Raw genomic sequence first — 22661 nt, 5'->3', positions numbered from 1 at the left:
ACTCAATGAAAATCAAAGAGCAAACTAGGAAACTAGCCGCAGGTTGCTCAAAGCACCGCTTTGAGGTTGTAGATAAGACTGACAAAGTCAGTCACATATATACGGCAAGGCGACGTTGACGCGGTTTGAAGAGATTTTCGAAGAGTATTAGCTTGGTTTAACTAGAAATTTGCTTAGTTCCCATCTCCACCAATTTTGACTTAAAATGAAAGACAATTTGAAAAAAATCCATACTTCCACTATAACATAGACAAGCTACTTTGACTAGCATTTTCACTTGAATCTGAGGCCTTTTGGAAAATAATTTTTCAAAACATTTCCAGTCACTTTAGCAAAGCCCAAACCGTTGCCTTGAACCAAAACTTGGTACCAACCATTTGGCAGACTTTCCGCCAGCTGAACGGTTTCTCCAGCTACATACTTCACAAATCCTTCTTGGTCAATTTCAACCGATTGCTTGACCTGACTCGGTTTCAAGGCTAGACCAAGAGCAAAACTGGGTTCAAAACGTTTCTTCTTAAAAGTACCCAAATGCAGTCCATTGCGAGCAATCTTGAGTTTTCCTAAATCTGGCAAGAGTTCGGGCAAGAGATAAAGTTGGTCACCAAAAGTCTGCAAGATTCCCCTTAGATTGACCTTCAAGTGTTTTTGGGCAAATTCCTGCCACAAAGTAACTTGTTCTCGGCTGAGATTGCTCTTGCTTGCCTTACATTTTGGGGCTGGATTTTCACCTTTAAATTGTAAATGAGCGACAAACTGCCCCTCTCCCTTAAACTGATGAGGGTACATCCGAGCCGTTTCTGGCAAGTCAATACCAGCTACCATTCCATTGATATGCTCTACTGGCAACAAGTCAAAATCATACTCTTCCAGCAACCACTTGACAATCTCTTCGTTTTCCTCATGTGCCCAGGTACAGGTTGAATAAACCAAGCGACCACCTTCAGCTAGCATGGTTACTGCATCTTCCAGAATTTCTCTTTGCAAGCTAGCACATTGATTTGGATAATCTAAGCTCCAATAGTCCATAGCATCTGGTTGCTTACGAAACATCCCTTCACCAGAGCAAGGGGCATCAAGGACAATCAGGTCAAAATAGCCTTTAAAGACCTTGGCCAAACGGTCAGCAGATTCATTGGTCACCACGACATTTGTCGCTCCAAATCGCTCCATGTTTTCTACTAAAATCTTAGCCCGTTTGCTTGAAATTTCATTGGAAACAAGAAAACCCTCCCCTGCTAGATAGGCTGCCAGCTGAGTTGATTTTCCACCCGGTGCAGCTGCCAAGTCCAAGACTTTCATACCAGGACTGGGCTGGGCTACCTGAGCCACCATCTGAGCAGCAGGCTCTTGCGAATAAACCAAACCAGTAGCATGTTCAGGCGATTTTCCTGAAACCTTCCCATAGTAGCCCCAAGGGGTTTGAGGAATGGCATCAGGAAAGGAACCTGGCGCTTCTTTTAAAGGATTAACCCGAAAGGCCGAAACCGCTTCCTCCTCAAAAGAGGCAAGAAAATCTCTTGCCTCATCTCCTAGTATCTCTTCATATTTTTCAACAAATCCTTCTGGAAATTGCATCTAAGTTCTTTTCCTTTCGTAAATATAGGACTGAATTTCCTCCTGCATCTCAAGAGGCACCATCATGACCGGTTGTCTGGTTTGAAAATCAAGCGGTTGACCAGAAAGGGTCACAACCCGATAGCCCAGACTTTCCCCTAAAATACTAGCCGCAGCATAATCCCATGGTTGCAGATAGGTGACATAGGTCAACAAACGTCCTGACAAAATCTTGGCAAAACTAATGGCCGCACTCCCATAGACTCGAACACCAAGTACAGCTCGACTCAAATCAGCCAAACCCCATTCATTGGTTTCCAGCATACCACTATTCCCTGCAATGAGAAAAGCTCTAAGTGGTTTTGCTTTAAAGGGAGCTAGGGGTTTATCATTTAGACAAACTGGAAAGGCTCCACCACCGTGATAACAATCCCCCTTGACCACATCATAAATCAGACCAAACTGGCCTTGACCATTTTCAAAATAAGCCACCATAACAGCAAAGTCTTCCTGCTGGGCGACAAAATTATTGGTACCATCAATCGGATCAATGACCCAAACATTGCCCTCTTGAACCGAAGCTCTCAGACAACCTTCTTCAGCACAAATCTTATCACCAGGATAACGGGACAAAATCTCACCAACCAAGAGTTCCTGAACTTCCTTGTCCAGTCTGGTCACCAAATCTGTTGGAGAGGACTTGGTCTCAACACACAAATCTTCCTGCATGTGGTCACGGATGTACTGCCCAGCCTTCTTAACAAGCTCTTTGGCAAATTCAAATTTACTTTCCAAGAGAAATCTTTCCTTCCCCTTTTTCCTTGGCAGCCTGAACTGCTCGGTAAAGCGAATAGCCACTAACTGCTTCAAATTCTCGTCCCAAACGTTTCTCTTCACTCTTGCTTGGCACGACCGCCTTGAATCCCTTATAGGAATCCAGTAACTTTTGAGCCTCTACCTTGCCTTCATAGGCAGCTTCAACATCATTAAAAAAAGAAAGCACTGAAGCAAGTTCTTCAGTGCTCCACGACAAATCTAGTGGGTAACTATACTGTTTGTTCATTAACTAATACCAGCTCTCATTCTTGCTTCTTTTAGTTCTTGCTTACGATAACTACGAGGGAGAAAAGCACGAATCTCATCTTCATTAAAACCGATTTGCATGCGTTTAGCATCGATAATAATTGGGCGACGCAAAAGACTAGGATACTGCTCAATCAAATGAAGCAATTCCGATACCGAAATACTCTCTACATCAATATTCAATTTTTGAAAAATTTTTGAACGAGTTGAAATGATGTCATCAGTACCATTTTCGGTCAAGGAAAGGATGTGTTGCAATTCTTTTCTTGTTAAAGGACTGGTCATAATATTGTGTTCCACAAAGGGAACCTTATGTGTCTCTAACCAGGCCTTCGCCTTACGACATGATGTACAGCTCGGTGATAGAAATAGTGTAATCATGCTTTTCTCTTCTTATCTATACTTTGCTAGTTCTATTATACAAAAAAATAAAGCGCTTGACTAGGGATTTTTAGAAAAAAAGCCTATTTTTCTTGAAAAATAGACTGTTAGCGAACGTTTGATAGATTTTGGATTTAGTTAATTCATTCTTTTAGAGCTATATAGTGAAGTATTGGACAAACAAAAAGGAACGCCACAATCTTGCGACATTCTTTTACTTTTAAACGTATCTTCTAATCTCGATAGTAATAATCTTCAGCTCTATCTGATTTTCCAAATTCCTCAAAGAATAGACGGTCTTTGGATGAATCTGACGCACCGTGAGGCGTTCCTGCCGGTATAAAGAGTACAGGTGTTGTTGCTCGTCTTCCAATCTCAAATCTCTTTCCAACTGCTCCTTCTTGGTTCTTGGACAAAAAGATTCGTTCATATTTATTGACTAAGCCAGAATCATGAATAATCCAGTTTTTAGGTTCTGAACCAGTCCTTGACCAACTACCTGCTACTAGTGATATTTCATCCTTTTGAGGATTTCGAACAGAAGGATTACCAACTACAGGTTCACGACTCGAACTCTGAGACGTCTCCTGATTAGTACCATTCTGAGAGCTTGTATTATCAAAAGTTGTTATGCCATCTGATTTTCTGTAGAAAAACTTATCTGTTGGAATAAATGGACTATTTGAGAAGGCTATCCGATCCTTACTACTATCTGACCGGCCACCTTGAGAATGACTTGGTGTATTAGCTGGATAAACAAGGACACCTTCTTCTGTTCTTCCAACAATCAGTGCAGCTATATCTACTTTCTCTGATCCTATTTGCAAGCGATCTCCGTTACTCATACTGCCATCTGGTTTGATAGTGATTTCTTCACCCGCAGCATTAACCCAGGTATCTGCTATTAGATGCAAATTTCCATTCAAGATTTCCGGTACCTTAAATGAACGTCTCGTAGCAATCATATTGGTAGGGTAATGATTTGTTTTAGGATCGATAATATCCGCTTGCAGTATAAAACCAGTTTTACCTTCTACATCAATTTGGTACCAAATATGGCCTCGATCTTTTCTCTCCCCAGCGATTGAATTAGAAGCGGTTATTCTTTGATCCTTGCTGAGTTCAGTAATCACTTCTGAATCATAGAGAGGTTCCTTACGAACTGCAGCCTTTTCAGCAGTAACTTTCAATTCCATGGGTTGCTCCAGCTTGTAAAGATAGACTGTTGGTTTGTCTTCTTTACCATCTGTCAAGATGAGATAGCCGTTAGGATCCTTGTAGCCATAGAAAGTATAGGACTGATTTTTAAAGTCTGTTTCGATGCGGTCAATCTCTTCCTGAGATATTGAAAGCGATGCCTCAACTTCTGGTAGGACTGTTGTTTTAGAGTATGACTTTCCAACGACATAGGTCTTATCGAGCTCGTAATCAATGGTCGTGACCTTGGTGTCCCCTGCATACTTTTTAATCGTAAATTGACCTTTCATTATTCCACCACGATCACGGCCATGCAACATCTCTTTTCCATCTCTTACAATAATGGCCTGACCATTATAACCAAGATCAATGGTTCCAAATAAGGGCATCTCACCTGATAAATGTTCAATCGTTCCAAAAGAACGATACCACTCATCAAAATTGTCTGTTTCAAGAGAATTCGCAATATCAATCTGATCCATTACCTCTGAAGAGGATTCTTCCTTCTTTCCACAAGCCCCTAAAAAAAGCAAGGCAACTAGGAAAACGATACTATATCGTAAATACTTTTTCATCTTTTTCAAATCTTCTCAATGATTCCTTTCTGATTGTATCCATTTTTTATCTACCAAATAATAGCCAAATAAGACCCATCCAAAAATGTAAACAATATAACCTAAACCAGGACGACCATGTTGAAAGTCAACATAGCATAGTTGGTAATTGAAGACACTGCTTTATCCATTGTAGCAAGTAAATTACAAAAATACAAGAATGATGATAGTGGCATGGTTATAACAGAAATTGGTACTCATAGTTTTATTTCAAACACAGAGAAATCCTTTTAAGATACTTTCCTAAAAGGATTCCTTTTCTCATACAGATTAGGCTCTCTCGTTTTTATTTCAACCAATATCTTACTAGCGAATCCATTTACCTGAGCCATCTACACGGTAACCATCTGGTGTACGTTCATTAACAGCCATCTTACCGTTAGCTTTAAGATAGTAATCGCCTACCCAAGTATTGCGGGCATAGCTACCTTCACTAGTTAAGTAATAATAAGCTCCATAATTTCTGTCATAAATCCACTCACTCTTGGCCATTTTACCATTCGATTTGAGATAGTAATTTCCAATCCAAGCGTTTCGAGCGTAGCTTCCATTTGATGTTAAATAGTAATATGATTTATAGTAATTATCATAAATCCACTCACTCTGAGCCATTTTACCATCAGATTTGAGGTAGTAATTCCCAATCCAAGCGTTTTTTACATATCCTGATTGAGCTAATATATAGTACCAGGCCCCATAATTTTTATCGTAAATCCACTCTTGCTGTGCCATTAAACCACCAGGTTTAAAGTAGAAATTCCCAAACCATTTATTTTCAACCAAGTTACCATCCGAATCTACATAATATACTCCTCTTCTATCAGAACTGCGAATATATTCGTTTCTTGCTTTAACTCCATTTTTATAGTATGAATTACCGAACCAGCCATTTTTTGCCTGATCGATATGAGTACCTGTTCCAACCATTTTATGGTCTTGGATGGTAACAATCTCAGTGTGACCATAATAACGATAGTAACCATACGGAGGCTGTTTCCAATCTCTCAAAACAATTCGATACTCGCCATCCGCAAAAGCATTCAAATTAGCCTGATTCATATCATATTCCCTTGTCACGCTTGGTTGACTAGGTGTAAAAATAGCATCAGCTAATCCAGGGAACTTTTCAGTCACTTGAGTTTTAACATTAAATAAGAAGAAGGGAATAGAAACCTCATTCATTCCTTCCGGGAAGGTATCAATACTAGCTGTAATCTTTAATTTTCCCGAACTTGTATCTTGACTCAAATTCATCTGTACTTTTAAATTCTTAACTTTAGAAGGATCATAGTCGGATTTAGCAATGTTAGGAGTGTCAGCCATTACTTCCTGAACGTTAACGAGAGCTGTAGAGCCTACGACTAAAATAGACAAGGCCGAGACTAATACTGTTTTCATTTTCATCATAAATTACCATCATCTCCTACTAACGAATCCATTTACCTGAACCATCTACTCGATAGCCATCTGGAGTTCGTTCACTAACGGCCATCTTACCATTAGATTTAAGGTAATAATCACCAATCCAAGCATTACGTGCATAACTACCTTCACCTGTTAGGTAATAGTATGCTCTATAATTTCTGTCATAAATCCATTCGCTCTTGGCCATTTTACCATTTGCTTTGAGGTAATAGTTACCGACCCAAGAACTACGAGCATAGCTACCTTCACCAGTCAAATAGTAATAGGCTCCATAGTTTTTATCATATACCCACTCATTTTGTGCCATGTAACCGCCAGATTTGAGGTAGTAATTGCCCACCCAAGCATTTTGAACATAGTTACCCGCAGCATCGATATAGAAGTAAGACTTATATTGGTAATCATAGATCCACTTGCTATAGACCTTGTTGCCATTTTGGTAGTAAGAGCTGCCTGACCAGCCATTTTTTCCAGAAGCTGTGCTGCTAGTAGTAGAATGTGTTTGAGCTTGAGAGCTTTGAGACTGGGCTGTAGCTTGTCTTCGTCCACCGATGCTGATAATTTTATGATCTTTAATTGTCACAATTTCAGACTGTCCGTAGTAACGGTGTTCATAGCGAGGAGCACCTTCTGTATCCTCTAATGTATCAGAATACACAATCCAATAATCTCCATCTGCTAAAGATATCAAATTATCATTATTCCAATAAAACTCTCTTGAAACTGACAATTCATAAGAAGTGAACGACATATTTGGTAGAATATATTGATGAAGTTCACCAGTGTTAACATTTTTAAAAAAACCAAAAACACTACTAATAGAATTACTGTATACTCCTCTAGGTAAACTATCAATCGTAGCCGTGATATCTAATTTCTCTAATGTAGGATGCTGTTTTAGTGTAATTTTCACATCATGTTTTTTAATCCCCACGATATCACTCGAATCTGCATGAACAATTTGTGATGAGAAGGGCAGGTTTCCTTCTGTATCAAGAACTGTAGTAGCTCCTAGTGCTACTACTGCTAAACTAGCAAACAAAACTGGTTTGAATTTCATAGACAAACTCCTTTAAATATTATTCCCCTATACTATAGCATACTTTTCCTACTAGTAAAGAAAAACGACGAAAAAAATAGTTTTTCGCCGAAATCCCTTACAAAACTTCTCAATATCGTATCTTTTTGTTGTTTTTTTCTTATCTAGTTGAAATAGTGTATAATAAAGTAAAATCACAAGGAGATTAGTAAAATGGAAATAAACTTTGGTTCAGTTATCAAACAAATCCGAGAGGAGAGAGGCTTTACTCTAAAAGAAGCCGCTGGTACTGCTATTAGTCCCAACAACCTCAGTAAATTTGAAAAAGGCATCACAACCGTCAAGGTTGACACCTACTTCAAAATCCTAGAAAATCTCAAAATCCATGATGCCCATGATGTTATAATGTTGCTTATGCGTTATCAGTGTCAGGATCCTTCACTTTCCGAAGCTATAAAAACTGGGCTCACAACACAAACTAAGATTCTAGAATTGATTCAAATATTAGAATCTGATACCTATTGCACTGATCATGCCTATATCCAATCTTTAGGCATGTTTAGAAATAGGGAGAATTTGTTGAAAGAAGATTGGACTATCCTCAATCGGGCTAAGACTGCCTTATTTCATCTAAACTACTGGCTTCCAAATGATTACACCTTATTTGCACTTTTAGTTGAATATTTTGACTTTCCTACAGAAACACTTCAACAAATTGCAAAAACAGCTCTTGCTTTGCTAGAAGAACCATTTCTTGATTCAAACAAAAACGAGGGCTTATATTGACACTCTCAGACATCATCCGAACCTATTCTCGAAATGGGCATTACCAACTTGCCCAAAATTTAGTGGACAAAATTGATGTATATAGAATTAAGGAATTACATCCCCTAAAAGTAGTATTGCAAGAAGCATTTCTTTTCATTAAAATGCAAGAATGTTATAATTTGCTCAGACAAGATAAGAAGGAGGGAATAGAACTGGCAACTCAGATTTTAGCCTATCTGGACAGTCTGAATGGTCTTTTCCTGGACCAAACTATTTCTCAATTGAGAGACCTCTTCTATCAACAAGTCAAAATGCTCAATAAAACTGGAATTGATTGGCCATAAACTCTGGGCTGAGTTGCTACTGGCAGGTAGAGGCAGATTCGATAAACAGGGAATAAGTTAGAAAAACAGCCGATATAGCTGCAGTTAGGAACCAACTGTGACTATATCGGCTGTTTTTTATGATGAATCTACATCTAAAATCTCACTTCCCACGACTTTTCAGATAAAGATAACCAAAGAAGCTTTCATAGAGGGCAAAAAAGAGGAGGAAGGCATGCAGGAAGAAGGTCTCTGGCAAAATCAGAATCACTGGATCCTTGGCTGGATCAAAAAGCCAGGTATCATCTCCCACAAAGAGAATTTGATGGAAAAGAGTAAAGAATTGGTCAAACCCAATCAAAACTCCTACCAGTCCAATCAGCAAAGGCAAGACCACTAGAGCCAAAAGCCCTTTACTAAATAGAGATAAGAAGTCTTTTTTCACAATCCCTTTGACAAAGACGTAAAAACTTGGCAGTGTCACTAGGGCAACTAGCTGAACTAGATGAAAGAGATTCTTCACAACCGCAAAGTGGTGCAGACCAGATGCTGACGAACGAAAATCCGGCATCTGCAAGACCTGACTAAAAGGATTGGTCAGATAATTCATCAAGATATGAAAGTTATATTGAATGGTTTCGGGTTTTAGATAAACTCGATCCGTCAAGTTCAGCCACTGAATTTCCAGCGGATAAAAAATCCAAGCCAAATAAATGGTCAAAAGGATTGAGAGGGAGAGGAGAAAGAGCATAGAGCTCCAAAAGGTCAGTTTAGTTTTCATCAAAATCCCACTCCGCAAGGCTAGAAACCACATGAGTCGGTGCGATTGGTAGGTCTGCTACTTCTTCTGCCTTGGTAAAACCTGTCGTCACCAAGAGCGTTGGAATACCGTTGTCAATCCCTGCTCGGATATCTGTTAAATAGTTATCCCCAACCATAATCAACTCTTCACGTTGCAAACCTAAGTGCTCAACCGCCTTGTCCATAATGATGGCATTTGGTTTTCCGATATAAACAGGCTTTACTCGTGTTGCCACTTCAAGAAGGGTAATCAGTGAACCAGCACCTGGCAAAAGACCGCGCTCTGTCGGGATGTTGAGGTCAGGGTTGGTTCCGATAAAGTGGGCACCCTTTTGGATAGCTAGAGTTGCTGTCGCAAATTTTTCATAATCAACTTGCCAGTCCAGGCCTACTACCACATAGGCAGGATTATCCTTGTCTTCCACATAACCAGCCGCCTTGATGGCTTCCTTGAGACCTGCTTCTCCGATGACATAGACCGTCTTTTCAAGACCCAAGTCGTTCATATAGTCGATAGTCGCCAAAGTCGCTGTGTAGACAGTCGATAGGGGCGTATCGATATTAAAATTCTGAGCCAACATCTCCTGAACACTCTCTGGAGTGCGGGTTGTATTGTTGGTCACAAAGAGATAGGGAATATCCCGCTTTTGCAATTCATGGACAAAAGCCTCTCCTGCTGGAATTCGATCTTTCCCCTTATAAATCGTTCCGTCTAAATCAATTAAATAGCCTTTATATTTCATATTTTTCTCTAATCCTTTTTTATTTCTTGCCAAGTGATGATAGCTTGTGCATTGGTAGCACCGTCGCTTGTAATCTCATGCTTACTTTCCAGTCCAGTCCGTTCAACAGCCGATGTAATCACCCCACCTGGTCGAACTTCCTTGACATACTTGAGATTGATTTTCTTGGGAATATACTGGGTCAAAAAATCTGCTCCCATGACCTCAAAAATCCAGTCCAAGTATTTACTGTTATTGACATGGCCATTCATATCTAAATCATAAAAACGGACATGGTAATCCTTACTGACTGACTCTTCCAAGGACTCATACTTCGGTCCACGGATAAGTTTTTTATCAAAATCAGACTGGTAAGGAGCCACAATCTCAGGTTCTACTGCATGGACTTTTCGACTGTCTCGGTCCATGAGAACAAAGGTCGCCATCATGTGAATGAGCTCCTGCCCCGCTTCATCATAAATGGTAAAGCGACGGTAGCAAAAGAGTCGATTGTAGCTCAGGGCTTCCGTTTCGATAGTGATTTCTTCCGCAAAACGAGGCAAACGAGGCACCTCAATCTCATAATCTGTGATAATCCAGACCAGATTATAGTTTTCCAAAATGGCCTTATCACTAACACCCAACTCAATCGACTGCATCCCTGAAACTTGCAGGGATAGTAAAATCACATCTGGAATCTTGATATGACCGTTCATGTCAGCCATGTCAAAAGGAATTTTCATTTTCATTTGATAAGTTAAGCCCATCATCCTACTCCAAAATAAATCGTTCTGCTACGGTGTCTCCTAAAAAGAGACCTCTTTTTGTCATGCGCACGCGATCACCGTCTATTTGCATGAGACCTTGTTGAACCAAGTCCTTGACAATTTCTCCATAAAGTCCATCGAAGGGCCGTCCAAATTTTTCCTCAAATCGCGCCATGGAGACTCCTGATTTCTTGCGGAGGCCCAAGAACATTTCTTCTTCCATCTGCTCCTTTTGACTCAGGTGCTCTTCTGTGATGCGAGCATTACCTTCCTCAACAGCACTCAGATAATGACGAATCGGACCATGATTTTTATAGCGGACACCATTGACATAACCAGATGCCCCAGCACCGATGCCATAGTATTCAGCATTGTCCCAGTACATGAGATTGTGGCGACTTTCAAAACCAGGCTTGGAGAAATTGGAAATCTCATAATGCTCAAAACCAGCTCGCTCCAGCTCTGCGATAATATACTCAAACATCTCAGCTTCTAGTTCCTCCTTAGGCAGAGGTAATTTTCCTCGCCGCATGCGGTTCATAAAGACCGTATGGTTTTCTAAAATCAAGCTATACAAACTCATATGAGGAATATCCAGCCCAATGGCCTTAGCCACATTTTCCTTGACCTGCTCCATGGTCTGACCAGGCAGTGCATAAATCAAGTCGATAGAGATATTGTCAAAACCAGCCAGTTTCAGGCGGTCGATATTTTCATAAATATCCTTCTCCAAATGACTGCGCCCAATCTTTTTCAGCATCTTGTCGTCAAAGGTCTGCACGCCTAAGGAAACACGATTGACAGCCGAGTTCTTCAACACAGCTATCTTATCCGCATCCAAGTCACCTGGATTGGCCTCAATGGTCAACTCCTCCAAGACAGACAAGTCCAAGTTTTTAGTCAAGCCCTTCAATAACACCTCCAGTTGCGAAGCTGACAAAGCTGTCGGCGTTCCACCACCGATGTAAAGGGTTCGTAACTTTTGAATGTCATAAGAACGAAACTCTTCCAGCAGATGCTCCAAATAGCTATCAACTGGCTGATTTTTGATAAAAACCTTTGAGAAGTCACAATAATAACAAATCTGGGTACAAAATGGGATGTGCACATAGGCTGACGTTGGTTTTTTCTGCATAGTACTTATTATACCACAAAGACACGCTAGGAGAAAAAATCACCATCCCCAGATACATAGTCCGTCCAGAGATGGTGATGGTTTATTCTTCTGTTATGTCAATAACAATCTCTTCTGATTCATCAAGAGTTTCGGCCTTTTCTTGCCATTGCTCCTTGAGATTATTGAATCGATCTTTTGATGCTTCTGTCGCTTGACGGGCACATGATTTGGCTTGAGCAAGTACACTGTCCACAGTGATTTCACCTGACTCAACCTGTTCTTTGGTTTTAAGAACAAAATCTGTAGCCTGTTCCTTGACTTCTGTCAGTTTTTCACAGACCTGCTCCTTGGCATACTCAGGATCTTCTCTCAAATCATCTAGAAAATCTTGAGCCTGACTGCAAACTTGTTTGCCCTTGTCGCTTGTTAAAAACAAGGCAAGAGCTGCACCTGAAACGGTTCCTAAAAGGATTGAGGATAGTTTACCCATAAGAATTCTCCTTTTTTATTTTTTGAAAAATTTACTTGCAAGACGAAGAGCTGACAAACTTGCACCAGTCTTAATAGTTTTTGAACCAGCCGATGAAGCTTTCTTACTCAAGACACGCGCATGGTCATTGAGGTCGGAAACAGATAGAGATAAATCTGCAACTGCACTAAATAGTGGATCAATCGTTGCTACCTTGACATTAATATCATCTGCCAAGACATTGACCTTAGCCAGCAATTCATTGGTATGATGCAAGGTCACATCCACATCTGAAGTTAAGGTTTTAATCGTCTTTTCTGTTTCATCGATAACACGGCCAAGCTTTTGTACAGTAATGATTAGATAGACTAAAAAGACAATCAAAGCAAGGGCTACAAGAATATATGCAACTTCTAACATTTAGTTTTCCTCCTCTGAAATATAGTACGGGGCCTTCTTTCGATTTTGATATAGAATGATAAAAATACCGAGACCGATAAGGACAACTGATAGCCATTGAGACACTCGAAGACCGAAGAACATGAGGCTATCTGTCCGCATGCCTTCGATAACCATACGACCGAAACCATACCAAATCAAGTAGAAAGCAGTAATATGACCTCGTCTGAGGCTCTTCCATTTTCGTCTGAATATCAAAATCAAGGCAAAACCAAGCAGATTCCATAGAGACTCATAAAGGAAGGTCGGTTGACGGTAGCTCCCCTCTATATACATCTGGTCACGGATAAAGCCAGGTAGATAATCCAGATTATCCACTGCTGCACCATAAGCTTCTTGGTTAAAGAAATTGCCCCAGCGACCCAAACTTTGGGCTATCATGACGCTAGGCGCCGCAATATCTAGAAAATCCCAAGTATTGATGAGTTTACGATCAGCAAAAATGTACAGAACAATAGCCCCAGTTATTAAACCACCATAGATGGCCAAACCACCATTCCAAATGGCAAAAATTTCTCCCAAGTTCTGACTATAATAATCAAAACGGAAAATAACATAGTAGAGACGAGCTCCTAAAATAGCCAGAGGAAAGGCTATCAAGATGAAATCTAAAATATCGTCTGGTATGATCTTCTTTCTAGGTGCTTCTTTCATGGTCAAATAAACCGCAAGAATCAAGCCTGTCACAATACACAAGGCATACCAACGAATGGCTAGAGGGCCTAGATGAATAGCAATTGGATCAAGCATTAGGCACCTCCTCGTTTTGAGCAATGAGATTGGTCAAGCGTTCTTCGAACAAAGCGCGTCGCATCAAAGCCCATTTCCTTGGCACGATAATTCATGGCAGCAGCCTCAATCACGACAGAGATATTACGACCTGTTTTCACTGGAATGCGGATACGAGGAATGGCTACGCCAGAAATTTCTATTTCCTCTGCATTGTTTCCAAGACGATCAAAAGTCTTATGCGTATCATAATTTTCCAAGTAGACAGCCAGCTGAACCTGTGAAGAATCCTTGACAGCACTGGCACCGTAGAGACTCATAACATCGATAATTCCAACCCCACGAATTTCAATCAAGTGTTTCAAGATTTCAGCAGGTTCACCCCAAAGAGTAATCTCATCCTTGGCAAAGATATCGACACGGTCATCAGCTACCAAGCGGTGACCACGTTTGACAAGCTCAAGACCTGTCTCACTCTTACCGATTCCACTATCGCCTTGAATCAAGACACCCATTCCATAGATATCCATCAAGACACCGTGCACACTGGTCCGTTCTGCTAAACGAGAATCCAGATAACTAGATAATTCTCCAGATAAACGACTGGTCGCCGTACGGCTAGTTAAAATGGCAATCTTACATTCTCTGGCTGCCTTTAACATTTCCTCTGGAACCACCAAACCACGGGCAACAATAACCGCAGGTGTTTCAGGTAGAAACATTTTTTTCAAGACTTGGTAACGGTTGTGAGAGGACATCGAAACGAGATAAGACCACTCCTTCATTCCCAAGAGCTGAATCCGCTCTGGAGTATAGTAATCAAAATAACCTGTCATTTCAAGACCAGGTCGCGTAATGTCCGCGGTATTAATTTCCTTTTCAAGTAATTCTGGTTCGCCATAGACAATGTCTAGTCTAAGCTTTTCAATCACTTCTTTTACTAAAACCGACATCATTTCCTCCTTCAAATGAGTTCTTCTCTCTATTATATCAAATTGTAGGAGGATATTTGAGATTTTTGCAGGCTTTGAAGTATTTATTTAAAAGAAAAAGACTAGATTTCTCTAGCCTTTCATTTCTAGTTAGAATTTTTTACGTTTACGAGCTGCTTCTGATTTACGTTTACGTTTTACAGAAGGTTTTTCATAGAATTCACGTTTGCGTGTTTCTTGAAGAGTACCAGCTTTAGTAACCGCACGTTTGAAACGACGAAGTGCGTCGTCAAGAGATTCATTCTTACGTACTACTGTTTTAGACATTTTTTTCACTCCCTTCAAGTTCAAGATCTATTCTATTTTACACGTAAAGGGAATAATTGTCAAGAAAAAATGCGGTTTAATTTTGATTTTTTCTTCCATTTATACAAGAGTTGAAAGCGTTCAATAGAATATTGCTTTTTATTTTTCAAGTAAGCTAAGCGCCTCAGCATCCGCAATAATCGTCACATCAGGGTGATTTTGGAGGCTACTTGCTGGTAGGTTCTCGGTCACTGGACCAGACACGGTGCCGGCAATGGCTTCTGCTTTTGATTCGCCGTAAGCAAAGAGAATAATTGACTTGGCATCCAAGATGTTTTTAATTCCCATTGAAATGGCTTGGGTTGGAACATCTTCAATCTTGTCAAAGAAGCGAGCATTGGCTTCGATAGTAGACTGATCAAGTTCAACTAGATGCGTTTGACTGTCAAATGGAGTACCAGGCTCATTAAATCCGATATGTCCATTACGACCGATTCCCAAGATTTGCAGATCAACTGGATGGTCAGCCAAAATTTGATTGTAGCGTTCAACTTCAGCTCCAGCATGATCCTTAACCCCACGAGGCAAGAAACTTTCTTTAAATGGTTTTTGGTTGAACAAGTTTTCTTGCATGAAGTGGCGGTAAGACTGAGGATTGTCGCCATCAAGACCTACATATTCATCAAGGTTGACACTGGTTAGATTTGAAAAATCAAGGTCACTTTCAACAATTTCCTTGTAAAATTCAAGCGGGCTGCTTCCTGTCGCAAGTCCCAATGTTTGAGCACCATTAGCCAATTTTTCCTTCAAAATCTCAAAAGCAACTTTTCCACCTTCAACTTGGTTTTCAACTTTAATAACTTTCATCTTTTCATCCTCCATTTCTATCTATATTTATTATATGGTATAGACCAATTTTTGTCAAGTGAAAACGATTTAATTTCTAAAAAAAGAGCGTCCACACTTGAAACATGTTATAATGGATAAGATTAGAACTTAGAAAGAATGAACAGATATATGAATACAGCTGATTTTGATTTCCACTTACCTGAGGAATTGATTGCCCAAACACCCCTTGAAAAACGAGATGCCTCTAAACTCCTCATCGTCAACCGTGAGACGGGAGAAATGCAGGATAAACACTTCCACTCTATTATTGACATGCTGGAACCTGGTGATGCCCTTGTCATGAACGACACCCGAGTTCTCCCTGCCCGACTCTATGGTCAAAAGGAAGAAACTGGAGGTCATGTGGAACTTCTCCTACTCAAAAATACTGCTGGAGATGAGTGGGAAGTTCTGGCTAAACCTGCCAAACGCCTCAAGGTCGGTACTCGTGTCAGCTTTGGTGATGGCCGTCTCAGCGCTATCGTTACGGAAGAATTGACCCACGGGGGCCGTATTGTCCGCTTTGAATACCAAGGAATTTTCCTAGAAGTTTTGGAAAGTCTAGGTGAAATGCCGCTGCCACCTTATATTCACGAAAAATTGGATGACCGCGAACGCTATCAAACCGTTTACGCTAAGGAAAGTGGCTCTGCTGCGGCACCGACTGCTGGTCTTCACTTCACCAAAGAACTGCTGGCAGAAATCCAAGCTAAAGGAGTTCATCTGGTCTATCTGACTCTTCATGTCGGGCTCGGAACCTTTAGACCTGTCTCTGTGGACAATCTGGACGAACATGAAATGCACTCAGAATTCTACCAACTTTCTGAGGAGGCTGCTGCCACCCTTCGCTCTGTCAAGGAAAATGGTGGTCGTGTTATTGCTGTCGGAACCACTTCTATCCGCACCTTGGAGACTATTGGTTCCAAGTTTGAAGGGCAAATCCAAGCAGATTCTGGCTGGACCAATATCTTTATCAAACCTGGCTATGAATGGAAGGTCGTGGATGCCTTCTCAACCAACTTCCACCTGCCAAAATCAACTCTGGTCATGCTGGTTTCTTCCTTTGCAGGTCGTGAATTAGTCTTAGATGCCTACCACCATGCCATCCAAGAACACTACCGCTTCTTTAGTTTTGGTGATGCCATGTTTATTTACTAGATGGGAGCTGGACTAAAGATTTCCAATAAAAATAGAGATTCACCTTTTGTGTGAATCTCTATTTTTATTTTATGGTTATTTCCTAGCTCAAACAATTAATCTATATTAAAATTTGGATCTTTTAAACTTTGAAAACTAGCATTGATTACTGCACCGATAATCAATATCTTAGCCAGTAAAATAAACCAAAACATGGTCACTACAAAAATAATAGAACTTACAAAACGGACATCTACGAGATTATTGATGTAATTATTCACAGAAGCTGAAAAGATATTTAAGATCAAAACCAGTGTCAACAAAACAAAGAAGCTTCCAGGTAAAACATAACGTATTCGTGGTACTTTAACATTAGGAAGCAAATAATAAATCATCACTGAAATCGCAAAAATTAAGGTGAAAACTAAAGGCCCTGTAAAGTCTTCTAGATAAAGGAATATTGGATTATCAGATTGCCAATACTTTTTGAGAAAATCTAGTAAAATACGGCCAAATACGCTCAAAAACAAGGCACAAGCAAAAAGGATTTGCAAGCCAAAACTGACTAGTAAACTCATCAATTGCTGGTAAATTAAACCTCTACTCTTAGCTACCCCATAGGCCTTATTAAACGCTTTTTGCAGATAGTTCATGGACTTTGAAAAAGTCCATAAAGCTGATAATACCGCAAAACTCAGTAAACCTGTTGATGGCTGGGTCAGAACTTCCATTACAATTTTTGCAACAACATCATAAACCGTATCAGGTAAAAACCCATTAGTCACGTTTAAAAAATTTGAAACAGAAATATGAAAATAAGGCAAAATGTTGATCAAAACTAATAACAAGGGGAAGATAGAAATCAACCAATAATAGGCCACTGCAACACTCGTCAATTCACTATCTGATTTTTGATAATAATGTAAAAAAGCTTTTAAAAAGGGGCTATCAATCAGCTCTTTCCACCACTTTCTCATGTTACTCTCCTTCACTTATAATCTTGATTAATTTCTTCTTACCAATTCCATCATATCATAAGGGAGGGTATTGGCAGCTTCCTTCAAGGAATAGTTCTCCAAATTATTCACATTTTGTCGTAACTTCTTGGCATACTTGGTCGTAATCAATCGTTTTTCTTCATATTCGAAAATCAACTTGCGCTCCAGATAATAACCTCTCAGCATTTCATCGATATTGTTGGGCTTAACGCGATTGATAACCCGTTCGACAAAGGCACCACTGGTGATAATAGCTGTTTCACGGAGACGAGAATCTTGCATGAAGCTGATTAAAGAACTCTTATAAACCCCTTTAAGATTCTCCAGACTTTCGATAATCATCTCTGTATTTTCTAGATAGAGCTCTGCAATTTGGTCATAGTCAAGGGCTCTGAGTTTCTGTGATTCTTCATTTTTCCAACTACGGAAGGTCTTGCCTAAGGTAAAGACTTCATGAAGGAGAAAACGTAAAATCCGCAAGGAAACAAGGAAATAATAGGTCAATCGTGAAGCAAACTTGCGATTGATACTTTGTTCCATGTTTTTCAAATAACGCTGGTAAACTCGATAGGCACGCTCACTCATCTTGCCCTCTTCGTAAGCCTGTTCCAGACCATCACTCTCAATACTGAGGATAAGAAGTTTCAAGGTCTCCCAGTCTTCTTGAGCCCCCTTATTTTCTTGGCTCAAGATAAGGTTCTCTATTCGTCCATGGTAATTGTCAATAGCTGCATAGAGAGGAAGCTTATTCTTATGAGTTTCAAGTTCTTTTTCTAACTCCGAAGTAACCTCATTCAAAATGGCGATATGCATGAGATAATCCTTGCTTTCTTCCTGTTCATCCGAAAGATGAGGCAGAATCAAGAGACCTGTTAAAAAGCTTACAAGCGTCACACCTGCAACGAGGAAAAGTAAGAGAGGATACTCCTGCTCTAGATTACTTGGTATCAGAAGGATCGTAGCAATCGACACGGTTCCCTTGACACCTGAGAAGGTCAAGAGAAGCATGTCCTTCATATACTTATTTAGCTTCTTCTTGAGACGTCTAGTCCTATAGGCATAATAGCCATAAATCATGACAAAACGAATAGCAAAGAGGACAAAGGTAAGGGCTATAAGAGATAGCAATAAAAGTAAGGGATTATAGATTGGATTGGTCAAGATAGGCTCTACTATCATTTCCAGCTCCATCCCTAAAATCACAAAGACAGAACCGTTGAGCATAAAGTTCACTGTATGCCAGACCGTATCGGTCACCGTATCCACTTGGGCTTCGAGGAGCGTAATTTTCTTAAAACGGCTTGCCTTTAAAATCCCAGCAACCACAACGGCAATAATTCCTGAAACGTGGACTTCTTCTGCCAGGAAGAAGGTCACCAGAGGCAAACTCAATTCTAATAAAAGCTCGCTGGCAATATCCGTTGCTCTCACACTTAGCAAGAAGCTATGGAGGAAACGGTTGGTCATGGCTGTTAAAAATCCAATCAAAAAACCGCCTAGGATTGAAAAGATGAGCGAACTACTAGCTTGCCCAAGGGAAAAGGCTCCCGTTGTCCAAGCTGTCAAAGCTACCTGAAAGGCAACCAAACCAGATGCATCATTCAAGAGTCCTTCACCCTTAAGGATATTGGACACGCGCTTAGGAAAACTAAAGCGCTCCGAAAGAGAGGCAAAAGCTACCAAATCCGTAGCCCCAAGGGCTGCCCCAACAGACAAACAAGCTGCCAAGGGAAGGCTGAGCCAAAGAAGGTGAGCCAAGCCACCCAAACTCAGGGTCGAGATAAAAATCACTGGAAATATGAGATAAATAATGATTCGCCAGTGTTTTAAAATAGCCGTAATATCTGCTTCCTCCGACTCTCGGAAAAGCAAGGGCCCAATAACCAGTGCCAAAAACAACTCCGTATTGAGGTGAAAGTCAGTATTGGGTAAAAAGAGACCAATTACAATTCCCAAAAGAATCTGCACCAAAGGGAGAGGCAAAAAGGGCAGGAGCTTATTGGTTGTACTCGAGACAATCAAGACCAGTAAAAATAGGATGAGGTAAATCAGTAATTCCACGCACGTCCTCCTTAATCTTTTTTACAACAGGATTCAAATATCTCCTTCTGCTCTTTGATTTTTTGGTCAATCTTGGAACAATCCTTGTGCTCAATTTTTCTCTGGCACCGTTCCATTTCAAGAGCAACTAATTTTTTCTTGATTTTAAGCATTTTTTTGCTCATACGAGCTTGGTCTAGTACTCCCACCGCTCGTTCGTGGTGGGTTGACTCAACAAAATTCTGGCGCATGGCATCCAGCTTTTCACGTAGGTATTGTTTATCCATGTCTATATCTCTCTAATTTTTCAATCATCACTAAAAATGGTGGGTTGTTAATCTTGATTCAGGGTTCGGTAAATGGCAGCTGTATACTCTTGTTGATTCAACTGGCTAACAAAATCCAAGACAGCATCCCTCTCGAGGTCGCCTCCTTCATGACCATAGTAAATCATGATAGCAATCCGTCCCCCTTTGACAAGTAAGCCACACAGCTTTTCTAATGCTTCAATCGTTGTCTGAGGTTGGGTAATGACTGACTTATCAGCTGACGGCAAATAGCCCAGATTGAAAATCCCTGCCTTGGCTTCTGTCACAAACTGGTCCAGTGTCTCATGACCTTGCAAGATTAACTGGGCATTTGTCATTCCAGCTTGGTTCAAACGCTCTTGGGTCTTTTCTAAGGCTTGCTCCTGAATATCAAAGGCATAGACTTGCTTTGCTAGCTTAGCTAAAAAAAGCGTGTCATGACCATTTCCCATGGTCGCATCCACTACGATATCATCCTGAGTTACAACCTCAGCCAAAAAATCATGTGCCATTTCAAGTGGTCTTTTCATTTTCAAACTCCTGTTTTACAGCCTTGCATCCCTGAACACTTCCGCGACGTCGCATCTCTATCTCAATACTATTAAGGACTTCCCATTTATTGAGGCTCCACATAGGCCCAATCAGCATATCTCTAGGTGCATCTCCTGTAATTCGATGGATGACGATATGCTTGGGAATGATTTCCAGTTGATCACAGATGACTTTAACATATTCGTCCTGGCTCATCAACTGCAAGCGTCCTTCGTGGTAATCTCGTTGCATACGTGTATTGGTCATCAGGTGAAGCAAATGCAGTTTAATCCCTTGAATATCGTTATCCGTGACACAGCGGCGGACATTTTCAATCATCATCTCATGGGTTTCACCAGGAAGTCCATTGATCAGATGGGAAACAATCTCAATCTTGGGATACTTTCTCAAACGCTTGACCGTTTCCACGTACAACTCATAGGAATGGGCACGGTTAATCAGGTCAGAGGTTGCTTCATAAGTGGTCTGCAAGCCCAATTCTACCGTCACATGCATGCGCTCCGATAACTCAGCCAAATATTCAATGGTTTCGTCTGGTAAACAGTCTGGGCGCGTTCCGATATTGATTCCTACCACACCTGGCTCGTTGATAGCCTGTTCATAGCGCTCTCGAATAACTTCCACCTTTTCATGGGTGTTGGTAAAATTTTGAAAATAAACCAGATACTTCTGAACATCTGGCCACTTACGATGCATAAAGTCAATTTCCTTATAAAATTGCTCACGGATAGGCGCATCTGGTGCTACAATAGCATCTCCAGAACCTGAAACCGTACAAAAAGTACAACCTCCATGAGCCACAGTCCCATCACGATTGGGACAGTCAAATCCCGCATCAATAGGGACTTTAAAGGTCTTTTCTCCAAAGAGTTTTCGATAATAATCATTCAAGGTGTTATAAGATTTCATAACTTTCATTATAACAAAAATCACCCACAATCTCAAAAGCCTGACTTTCCTATAAATTCCTCTGTTTCTCGTTTCCATTAGCCATTTTTTATGATACAATATGGATATGATTTTAATGAAATTAGCATCTATTTTATTATTGATACTGACCTTAGTTGTCTGCATTATCATAACCAAACTTTTTAGATTAAAAAAACTAGGACGAAACTTTGCGGATTTGGCTTTTCCAGTCTTGGTATTTGAGTACTACCTAATCACAGCTAAAACCTTTACCCATAATTTTCTCCCTAGACTGGGACTAGCCCTCTCACTCCTAGCCATTATTCTCGTTTTTTTCTTTCTTTTGAAAAAACGCAGCTTTTACTATCCTAAGTTCATCAAATTCTTCTGGCGTGCAGGATTCTTATTGACCCTTGTTATGTATATCGAGATGATTGTTGAATTGATGGCTCAGAAATAAAAAAAATTGAAAACACCTCAATCAAGCTGAAATACAGTGATTGAAGTGTTTTTTTCTTTATCTATTTTTTCATCAATTCCTATTTTCCTTCTTTATCCGGAAATAGATAACCAATACCTACACAAGCCAGCACACCTGCTCCAATCACCAAGCCACTTGAAATTGGCAAAAAATCCAAAATCGCATTTACGATGATAAAGGCAATAATGAAGCACATCAGACTAGCCTTGTAATCCTTTTTCAAAAGATTCTCTAGTGTGAAAAAGAGGAACAATCCTACCGGAATCAGGGACCAGAGGTTGACATCTAAACTTGGCCAGCCAACAGAACCAAAATACACTACTGTCGCTGCTGCTACTAAAAATACAATCCCCAATAATTTTTTCATTTGTTAATCTCCAATTTCTTTTTAGAAACTTGAACCATCTGGTATCGACGCCTCACATCCCTTACAAAAATCATTATAGCAGAGGAGTTTCTCAAGAACAAGTTCTTTTGCCTATCTGGTCTATATCTCGGTCTAAGTGGCTCAATAATAGCCATAAAATAAGGAATCAGGTGAAAAACTTCCTTCCAAATAAAAAGGAATTAAGCAACCAAACGCTACTTAATTCCTTGAAATTGTCTCATCACCTCTATTAGCCTTTAAATTTTGATAGATTTTATTATCTAATCAATAT

General features: G+C 40.2%; 25 protein-coding genes and 2 pseudogenes. 4 read left to right on the top strand and 23 right to left on the bottom strand.

What is annotated here, in order from left to right; translation table 11 throughout:
* Nucleotides 1-273: 273 nt before the first annotated feature.
* The 7 genes from SMI_RS03695 to SMI_RS03665 form a co-directional block, all read right to left on the bottom strand.
* On the bottom strand, nt 274-1578 hold the full coding sequence (locus tag SMI_RS03695; RefSeq protein ID WP_001160248.1) for an RsmF rRNA methyltransferase first C-terminal domain-containing protein: 1305 nt from the start codon (nt 1576-1578) through the stop codon (nt 274-276).
* Complete coding sequence (locus SMI_RS03690; protein ID WP_000444050.1) at nt 1579-2352, bottom strand: inositol monophosphatase family protein; 774 nt, start codon at nt 2350-2352, stop codon at nt 1579-1581. It abuts the gene before it with no gap.
* Nucleotides 2342-2620, bottom strand: coding sequence for a UPF0223 family protein (locus SMI_RS03685; RefSeq protein WP_001041982.1), 279 nt, complete (start codon nt 2618-2620; stop codon nt 2342-2344). The genes SMI_RS03690 and SMI_RS03685 overlap by 11 nt, the downstream gene beginning before the upstream one ends.
* Nucleotides 2620-3021 (bottom strand): Spx/MgsR family RNA polymerase-binding regulatory protein, encoded by a 402-nt coding sequence (locus SMI_RS03680; protein ID WP_000631262.1) that lies wholly within the window; start codon nt 3019-3021, stop codon nt 2620-2622. Before SMI_RS03680 ends, SMI_RS03685 begins: the two co-directional genes overlap by 1 nt.
* Before the next feature lie 233 nt (nt 3022-3254).
* Nucleotides 3255-4793: a DUF6287 domain-containing protein gene (locus SMI_RS03675; protein WP_000760419.1), complete on the bottom strand. Its 1539-nt coding sequence runs from the start codon at nt 4791-4793 to the stop codon at nt 3255-3257.
* A 345-nt stretch (nt 4794-5138) separates the two neighbouring features.
* On the bottom strand, nt 5139-6239 hold the full coding sequence (locus tag SMI_RS11030; RefSeq protein WP_012972482.1) for a choline-binding protein Cbp7: 1101 nt from the start codon (nt 6237-6239) through the stop codon (nt 5139-5141).
* Nucleotides 6240-6258: 19 nt separating this feature from the next.
* Nucleotides 6259-7317, bottom strand: a complete 1059-nt coding sequence (locus SMI_RS03665; protein WP_000669606.1) for a hypothetical protein — start codon at nt 7315-7317, stop codon at nt 6259-6261.
* Between the two features lie 192 nt (nt 7318-7509).
* On the opposite strand from SMI_RS03665, the gene SMI_RS03660 reads away from it, so the two are divergent.
* Complete coding sequence (locus tag SMI_RS03660; RefSeq protein WP_012972481.1) at nt 7510-8082, top strand: helix-turn-helix domain-containing protein; 573 nt, start codon at nt 7510-7512, stop codon at nt 8080-8082.
* Nucleotides 8079-8408, top strand: coding sequence for a hypothetical protein (locus SMI_RS03655; protein WP_164925514.1), 330 nt, complete (start codon nt 8079-8081; stop codon nt 8406-8408). Before SMI_RS03660 ends, SMI_RS03655 begins: the two co-directional genes overlap by 4 nt.
* A gap of 142 nt (nt 8409-8550) precedes the next feature.
* Here the strand turns inward: SMI_RS03655 and SMI_RS03650 are convergent, their stop codons facing one another.
* The 10 genes and pseudogenes from SMI_RS03650 to SMI_RS03605 form a co-directional block, all read right to left on the bottom strand.
* Complete coding sequence (locus SMI_RS03650) at nt 8551-9168, bottom strand: TIGR01906 family membrane protein (protein ID WP_000850639.1); 618 nt, start codon at nt 9166-9168, stop codon at nt 8551-8553.
* On the bottom strand, nt 9158-9931 hold the full coding sequence (locus tag SMI_RS03645) for a TIGR01457 family HAD-type hydrolase (protein WP_000875444.1): 774 nt from the start codon (nt 9929-9931) through the stop codon (nt 9158-9160). The genes SMI_RS03650 and SMI_RS03645 overlap by 11 nt, the downstream gene beginning before the upstream one ends.
* Before the next feature lie 8 nt (nt 9932-9939).
* Entirely contained in the window at nt 9940-10677 is a 738-nt protein-coding gene (locus tag SMI_RS03640; RefSeq protein WP_000524761.1) for an acyl-[acyl-carrier-protein] thioesterase, read from the bottom strand.
* A 4-nt stretch (nt 10678-10681) separates the two neighbouring features.
* Complete coding sequence (hemW, locus tag SMI_RS03635; RefSeq protein ID WP_001170096.1) at nt 10682-11812, bottom strand: radical SAM family heme chaperone HemW; 1131 nt, start codon at nt 11810-11812, stop codon at nt 10682-10684.
* A gap of 82 nt (nt 11813-11894) precedes the next feature.
* On the bottom strand, nt 11895-12284 hold the full coding sequence (locus tag SMI_RS03630) for a YtxH domain-containing protein (RefSeq protein ID WP_000517381.1): 390 nt from the start codon (nt 12282-12284) through the stop codon (nt 11895-11897).
* A gap of 15 nt (nt 12285-12299) precedes the next feature.
* The gene (locus tag SMI_RS03625) at nt 12300-12683 is read right to left on the bottom strand and encodes a DUF948 domain-containing protein (protein WP_000895039.1); all 384 of its coding nucleotides are present in this window, start codon (nt 12681-12683) and stop codon (nt 12300-12302) included.
* Nucleotides 12684-13472 (bottom strand): prolipoprotein diacylglyceryl transferase, encoded by a 789-nt coding sequence (gene lgt, locus SMI_RS03620; RefSeq protein ID WP_000886648.1) that lies wholly within the window; start codon nt 13470-13472, stop codon nt 12684-12686.
* Nucleotides 13465-14404, bottom strand: a pseudogene (gene hprK / locus SMI_RS03615) (HPr(Ser) kinase/phosphatase). Before hprK ends, lgt begins: the two are co-directional and overlap by 8 nt.
* 129 nt (nt 14405-14533) lie before the next feature.
* On the bottom strand, nt 14534-14710 hold the full coding sequence (gene rpsU / locus SMI_RS03610) for a 30S ribosomal protein S21 (RefSeq protein ID WP_000048054.1): 177 nt from the start codon (nt 14708-14710) through the stop codon (nt 14534-14536).
* A gap of 138 nt (nt 14711-14848) precedes the next feature.
* Entirely contained in the window at nt 14849-15556 is a 708-nt protein-coding gene (locus SMI_RS03605) for a glucosamine-6-phosphate deaminase (RefSeq protein WP_000864603.1), read from the bottom strand.
* 150 nt (nt 15557-15706) lie between these two features.
* Here SMI_RS03605 and queA point away from each other — a divergent pair, with 150 nt between their 5' ends.
* Nucleotides 15707-16735 (top strand): tRNA preQ1(34) S-adenosylmethionine ribosyltransferase-isomerase QueA, encoded by a 1029-nt coding sequence (queA, locus tag SMI_RS03600; RefSeq protein ID WP_001090135.1) that lies wholly within the window; start codon nt 15707-15709, stop codon nt 16733-16735.
* 95 nt (nt 16736-16830) lie between these two features.
* On the opposite strand, the gene SMI_RS03595 is transcribed toward queA, so the two are convergent.
* The 5 genes and pseudogenes from SMI_RS03595 to SMI_RS03575 form a co-directional block, all read right to left on the bottom strand.
* Complete coding sequence (locus SMI_RS03595; RefSeq protein WP_001233700.1) at nt 16831-17691, bottom strand: YihY/virulence factor BrkB family protein; 861 nt, start codon at nt 17689-17691, stop codon at nt 16831-16833.
* Nucleotides 17692-17718: 27 nt separating this feature from the next.
* Nucleotides 17719-19773 (bottom strand): cation:proton antiporter, encoded by a 2055-nt coding sequence (locus tag SMI_RS03590; RefSeq protein ID WP_000421662.1) that lies wholly within the window; start codon nt 19771-19773, stop codon nt 17719-17721.
* An 11-nt stretch (nt 19774-19784) separates the two neighbouring features.
* Nucleotides 19785-20039, bottom strand: a complete 255-nt coding sequence (locus SMI_RS03585; RefSeq protein WP_000361088.1) for a hypothetical protein — start codon at nt 20037-20039, stop codon at nt 19785-19787.
* Nucleotides 20032-20590: pseudogene (locus SMI_RS03580) on the bottom strand (class I SAM-dependent methyltransferase). The gene SMI_RS03585 and the pseudogene SMI_RS03580 overlap by 8 nt, the downstream one beginning before the upstream one ends.
* Nucleotides 20574-21530 carry a TIGR01212 family radical SAM protein gene (locus SMI_RS03575; RefSeq protein ID WP_000867029.1) on the bottom strand — a complete coding sequence of 319 codons (957 nt, stop codon included), beginning with the start codon at nt 21528-21530 and terminating at the stop codon, nt 20574-20576. Before SMI_RS03575 ends, SMI_RS03580 begins: the two are co-directional and overlap by 17 nt.
* A 91-nt stretch (nt 21531-21621) precedes the next feature.
* Between SMI_RS03575 and SMI_RS03570 the strand changes: the two genes are divergently transcribed.
* Nucleotides 21622-21981, top strand: coding sequence for a DUF3397 family protein (locus SMI_RS03570; protein WP_012972478.1), 360 nt, complete (start codon nt 21622-21624; stop codon nt 21979-21981).
* A gap of 79 nt (nt 21982-22060) precedes the next feature.
* Here SMI_RS03570 and SMI_RS03565 read toward each other — a convergent pair whose 3' ends face one another.
* Nucleotides 22061-22369, bottom strand: coding sequence for a hypothetical protein (locus SMI_RS03565; protein WP_000734653.1), 309 nt, complete (start codon nt 22367-22369; stop codon nt 22061-22063).
* Nucleotides 22370-22661 lie beyond the last annotated feature (292 nt).

The sequence above is a fragment of the Streptococcus mitis B6 genome (genome assembly GCF_000027165.1).
In the GTDB taxonomy this organism is placed as follows: Bacteria; Bacillota; Bacilli; order Lactobacillales; family Streptococcaceae; genus Streptococcus; species Streptococcus mitis_AR.
This window is presented reverse-complemented; position numbering and strand designations above follow the sequence as displayed.